We start from the raw sequence: 5,431 nt of genomic DNA, 5'->3' as shown, positions 1-5,431 counted from the left end.
ATACAATTTTTCTTCTGGATTTACCGATGTAAATTCCACCTATTAAACCGGTTAATGTCCCGCCAAGTGTTGAGCCAAATATTATAAGAGATGAGTACTGCGGAAATTCAAATGGGCCAAGAACAAGGCTTGAAAAGGCAAAGCCAACAACAATGGTTATTGCTATGAATGATAATGATAAAAATTTTATGGAGTTTGAAAAATTAATTTTAACCCTCTGTTTTTCTGTATTTTTATTTAAATAATCCCAACGTATGCTCTCTTTTAATTTTAGCCTTGCGATTAATGATATAAAAAATCCTGAAATTGCAATTATTAGAAGAGATAGTTTATCAGCATAAACAGAGTCTGGTATAAATAAAAAAATTGCAGCCATAACAACTATGGAAACATTTGCCACATTTGATGTTTCAACCAGCACCGCCCCACGGTATTTCAGGGGTATAAGCTCTGATAAATATGATAATGATATTGTTTCATCCCCTCCAAGCCCAAATTCTGCAGTAAAAACAGATAATATTATAAGGTAGGGATTTTTAATGAGTGCAATGGCAAGAAGACCGGCAGATGTTAAAAATACTGTTAAGAGAAATAATTTTTTCCTGCCGTACCTGTCAGAAATATATCCCAAAAGAAAGTTTCCTGATAGCAGTCCTGATGGTGATGATAATATAATGTATTCATCAAAATATTTTGGTATAAAAGGCCATGTTGTTATTAAAGGTGCTATGCTTAAGACAACGCCCCATATAAAAAATGTTGATATCATTGTTGTCAGTATGAGTGAATCATGTTTATTCCAATGGTGATAATCCAAACTTTTCCTTATATCATTATAACCAGCATCCTCATACATAACATCCCTCCGCCGGCATTACCCGGATCAGGTTCCAAGGGTCGATCCCAATCCTCTCAGCCAATTTAATGGCTCCCCTTACAATTTAAAATGAAAACAATTATTTATAGTTTTGTGTTGTAAAAAATATCATTTGATTTTATGAAATTCCAACATTATCAAAATTCTGTACCTGAGATAAACACTCACAATTTATATATATTAATTAATATATTCATATAATAATTTATTATATGTGTTAATCATTGTCATTTTTACACACATATTAATAGAAATTATTATATGCGCATAACATATAATAGATTATGTTTGAGGCATCCAGATCATATTTTTTGAAAACAGATCATATACTGGTACCTATGTTTAGGGGTATAAATTCCATTAAGGCGCTTAAGATGTCATATGATATTGCTGAGTATAATAACTCTGAGATTACAGCAATAACAGTAAGGGAAAAAAATGATAGCATAGAATGGTCAAACAGTGTTACACTTGTAACAAATGCATATAAGGATGGAAAAAGGCGTGGCCTGAAGGTAATACCAAAAATAACCACAAGCGATAATGTAAGGTCCGGGCTATTAAAGGAGGCGTCATCGCATTATTACGACATGCTTTTAATGGCCACACATAAAAGGGCAATGCTTTCAGGTTCTATTTTTGGGTCCATTGGTGATTACATACTTAAAAACATAGATATACCGGTGGCACTGCTAAGCATAAGCGAGCGTGAATACCCGTATAAAAAAATACTTTTGCCTGTTGCAGAGTCCATAAACACCAGGGCTGCAGTGTATTTTGGTATTGAGCTTGCAAAGATTAACCATGCAAAAATAATTATTTTTGATTTAAGAAAATACGATAAAAGGAGAACACATGGATTTAAAAACCTCTTTGATGGCATAGGAGATATAGCAAAAAATGGTATAGATATTAAAATAGAAAAATCGGGAGAAAAATCTGGAATAAAAACAGAGATAGATTCGATTATACTTAACGAGGACCCTGACTGCGTTGTTATTGGTGCAAGGTCACCGGCAAATGAGAGAATAAGAATAAATTCTGATATAAAGTATATATCAAAGGATCAGAGGGTTGATACATTATTAATAAAAAAATAATCAATGAACATTCACATAAATATTGTTCTGTTTCAGGTAATTTAGTATCTGCATGTTGAGCTGCACAACGTTTACATAGTATGTTCCAAATACCGGGAAGTTCCTCTGCTTATCCTTATTTATTATGCCATTTAGGAATGATTCTATTGAAGAAATACTTAAATTGCCACCGCTTAAATTGCTGATGCTGACCGCAATTCTGTGAACCTGAAGCGTTGCACCCTTTAATGGAATTGCATAGCCAACACCGGATCCGGAATATGTGATCATGGCATAAGGTATCTGTGATGCATTGACATGGTTCCTTTCCTCAAATTCCTTTAGATATTTTTCACTTAATTCAAGTGTTGTTTTATTGCTTAATGATGTTGAGTACGATCCGCTGGATGAAATGTTATCATTCACTGCAGATGGCCTTGGCTGGAAGAAATATGACTCATTGAATGCCTCTGTCAAAAGATATGAATCAACTATTTTTCCATCGTATTTCACTGGATGCCCATTTGAATAGTATGGAAGTGTGCTTTCCGTTATTAATGATGTTACAGCCGGGAATGCAAAACCGGCCACAAACATTATTAATATGGCAAGCGCAAATGCCTTTATAATTCTTAATTTTACCATGCTATGCCTCCTAAACTTAACAATAAATAAATTATGTATATAACAATAAAGGGAAAGACAATGCCACCAAAGCCGTATATTATTATGTTTCTTTTCAGCAGGTCTGATGCACTTGATGGCGAATACTTAACACCCCTTAATGCAAGTGGAACCAGTATTACAATGATTATTGTGTTGAATATAAGCGCCGCTGTAATGGCCCTGAGCGGGTCTGTAAGATCAAGTATGTTCAGGAATCCAAGCTCAGGAAACATGTAAAACATTGCAGGTATTATTACAAAGTATTTTGATATGTCATTGGCAATGCTGAATGTTGTAAGTGATCCCCTTGTAATTAAAATCTGCTTTCCAAGGAAGATTACATCAATAAGTTTTGTTGGCGTGGAGTCCAGATCTATCATGTTTGCAGCATCCTTTGCAGCCTGTGTGCCGGTATTCATGGCCATGGCAACATCTGCCTTTGACAGAGCCGGCGCATCGTTTGTCCCATCACCTATCATTGCCACCATTCTTTCCCTTTCCTTTTCCATGACAACCCTGTTGTACTTATCCTGCGGCTTGCTGTTGGCAATAAAATCGTCTATACCGGCCTCACGTGCAAAATATGCAGCTGTAACCTCATCATCACCGGTGAGCATCACTGTTTCAATGTTCATTTTATGAAGGTCATTTATTCTATCCTTAATTCCTGGTTTTAATATATCATTTAATTCTATAACGCCAAGGAATTTTCCATCTGATGCCACGGGAATGGCGGTGCCACCCTTTAATGATATCTGCTTGCATATTCCATTTATGTACTGATCCTGCAGATTGAGTTTTTCTGATAATGACCTTAAGGAGCCTTTATAGATGTAATGATCACCCTTCCTTATGCCGCTGAAACCGGTCTCTGATGAAAATGGTATGAATTCATAATCCTTAATTTCATCATCATTAACATCTATATTTTCTGATCTTGCCAGCCTGACTATTGATATCCCCTCTATTGTCTCATCATTTAATGACGACATCAGTGCTGCCCGGGCAACATCCCTCTCATCAACGTTCATATTTGGATAAAACTTTACAGCCTCCCTCTCACCCATTGTAATGGTTCCGGTCTTATCAAGTATTATTGTGTCAATATCCCCTGCATTTTCCACCGCCTTTCCACTCTTCGCTATAATATTGTACTGTGACACCTTGTTTATTGCAGCTATGCCTATTGCAGGAAGCAGGCCGCCTATGGTTGTTGGTATTAATGCTATTAATAAAACTATTAAAATATCAATGTTTGGCCTCACACCACTGTAATTTGATATTGAAAATATTGATGCAACAACTATTAGGAATATTAATGTAACCCCGGATAAAAATATGGATAATGCTATTTCATTTGGTGTTCTCTCCCTTACAGAATTCTTTACCATATTTATCATGCTGTCTATAAATGATTCCCCGGGATTTACATTGACCCTAACCGTGATTTCATCTGTTACAAGCATTGTTGAACCTGTGACAGAGTCACCCACAAGTTTAAGGACCGGTCTGGATTCACCGGTTATATTTGACTCATTAACATATCCTGAGCCCTTTATTACCTCACCATCGGCCGGAATAATTTCATTCTTTCTTACTAAAACTATATCGCCCTTTCTTAATTTATCGGATTCAACAATCTCTATTTTTCCATCCTTGAGTAAATTTGCCTTTGTGGAAACCTTCATTTTTTCAAGTGATTCTGTTATGGCCTTGCTCTGGCTTTCAGATAATGACGTGCTTAAATTTGAGAAGAACACTGTTAAAAATAATAAGACCGTGACAGAAATATAAAAGTCCATGTATACACCTGATGATGGCACATTAAACGATGATGGAAATGCTGCTATAAATATTGATAGCACAAAGGCTATTTCTGTTATAAACATTACAGGGTTCTTAATTTCATTACGTGGGTCAAAACCCTTAAGTGAATTTATTACAATTTCCCTAATGTTCATGGAATCACCAGAAAGTTAAAATCCCTTGCCCAGTCATACAATGTTCCAAGTGAGAAGACAGGTATGTATGACAGCAGGCCAACCATTATAATTACAGCAAGAAGCATGAATCCAAATGAGAATGATCCGGTATCTATTGTTGATTTTTCATATATCATCTTGGGCTTCTTAAATGCAAACTGCTGTGCCAGCAGCAGCTGTATGCCCATTATTAAATACCTTCCAAGGAGCATTATTAAGGAATCAAGGTAATTAAAATATGGCGAGTTTGTAAGAAATCCACCCGCCTCTGAACCGTTATTTGATGCTGAGCTTGAAAACTCATACAATAGATCTGAAATATTTGATGAAAATCCATTGTAAAATGTGTGCATTACCGCTGGAATAATTAATGTAATTCCAAGTGGTATTAAAATTATAAGCGGATGTGTTATCAGTGACAATGTTGAATACTTCATCTCCTTTGAACCTATTCTTATGTTCATTAATTCCGGAAGCTTTCCAACCATTAAGGATGTGATAAACACTGTGAATATTATGTATGTAAATATATTGATAATTCCGGTGCCAATACCGCCCAGTGGATCATTTAAAACAAGGTTTGTTAGCAATGACATAAGGCCTATTGGGGTGTAGTCTATAATTCCTCCTGTGGAGGCACCCGTGGATGTAAATACAGCGCCGACCTGAAAAACAGTTGATTCTGAGAGCCCAAGGTACACATCCTTTCCTGCCATGTTTCCGGTATACAGTGCAAGTGCTGACTGTGCCGGTATTCCCGTGTATTCTGCAATAAATGCAACAACGGATGTAAAAACAAATATAAATGTTAAAACACCAATGACCAT

The 5,431-nt window shown here is 36.0% G+C and carries 5 protein-coding genes and 1 riboswitch; of the genes, 1 reads left to right on the top strand and 4 read right to left on the bottom strand.

The genetic code is table 11. From position 1 onward, the window contains the following. A partial coding sequence (locus AOG54_RS00630; protein ID WP_055032267.1) for an MFS transporter occupies window positions 1–856 on the bottom strand: 856 nt, incomplete at its 3' end. Continuing rightward, a riboswitch (TPP riboswitch) is annotated at window positions 844–945 on the bottom strand. It overlaps the preceding gene by 13 nt. A 216-nt stretch (window positions 946–1,161) precedes the next feature. Here AOG54_RS00630 and AOG54_RS00625 point away from each other — a divergent pair. Beyond that, a complete protein-coding gene (locus AOG54_RS00625) occupies window positions 1,162–1,977 on the top strand; it encodes a universal stress protein (RefSeq protein ID WP_048101402.1) in 816 nt (271 codons plus the stop codon). Here the strand turns inward: AOG54_RS00625 and AOG54_RS00620 are convergent, their stop codons facing one another. The 3 genes from AOG54_RS00620 to AOG54_RS00610 form a co-directional block, all read right to left on the bottom strand. After that, window positions 1,978–2,601, bottom strand: coding sequence for a potassium-transporting ATPase subunit C (locus AOG54_RS00620; RefSeq protein WP_054964062.1), 624 nt, complete (start codon window positions 2,599–2,601; stop codon window positions 1,978–1,980). It abuts the gene before it with no gap. Then, window positions 2,595–4,583, bottom strand: coding sequence for a potassium-transporting ATPase subunit KdpB (kdpB, locus tag AOG54_RS00615; RefSeq protein ID WP_048101404.1), 1,989 nt, complete (start codon window positions 4,581–4,583; stop codon window positions 2,595–2,597). The genes AOG54_RS00620 and kdpB overlap by 7 nt, the downstream gene beginning before the upstream one ends. Next, the coding region (locus AOG54_RS00610; protein WP_084795435.1) for a potassium-transporting ATPase subunit KdpA at window positions 4,580–5,431 on the bottom strand (852 nt) is incomplete at its 5' end. The genes AOG54_RS00610 and kdpB, both read right to left, overlap by 4 nt.

The organism is Acidiplasma aeolicum, assembly GCF_001402945.1.
In the GTDB taxonomy this organism is placed as follows: Archaea; Thermoplasmatota; Thermoplasmata; order Thermoplasmatales; family Thermoplasmataceae; genus Acidiplasma; species Acidiplasma aeolicum.
The sequence above is the reverse complement of the archived record's forward strand: the minus strand, read 5'-3'. Positions and strand labels throughout refer to the sequence as shown.

Bases quoted from the DNA above. Each gene is read 5' to 3' on its own strand.
- AOG54_RS00620 (WP_054964062.1), bottom strand. From the start codon at position 2,601: ATGGTAAAATTAAGAATTATAAAGGCATTTGCGCTTGCCATATTAATA.
- kdpB (WP_048101404.1), bottom strand. From the start codon at position 4,583: ATGAACATTAGGGAAATTGTAATAAATTCACTTAAGGGTTTTGACCCA.
- AOG54_RS00625 (WP_048101402.1), top strand. From the start codon at position 1,162: ATGTTTGAGGCATCCAGATCATATTTTTTGAAAACAGATCATATACTG.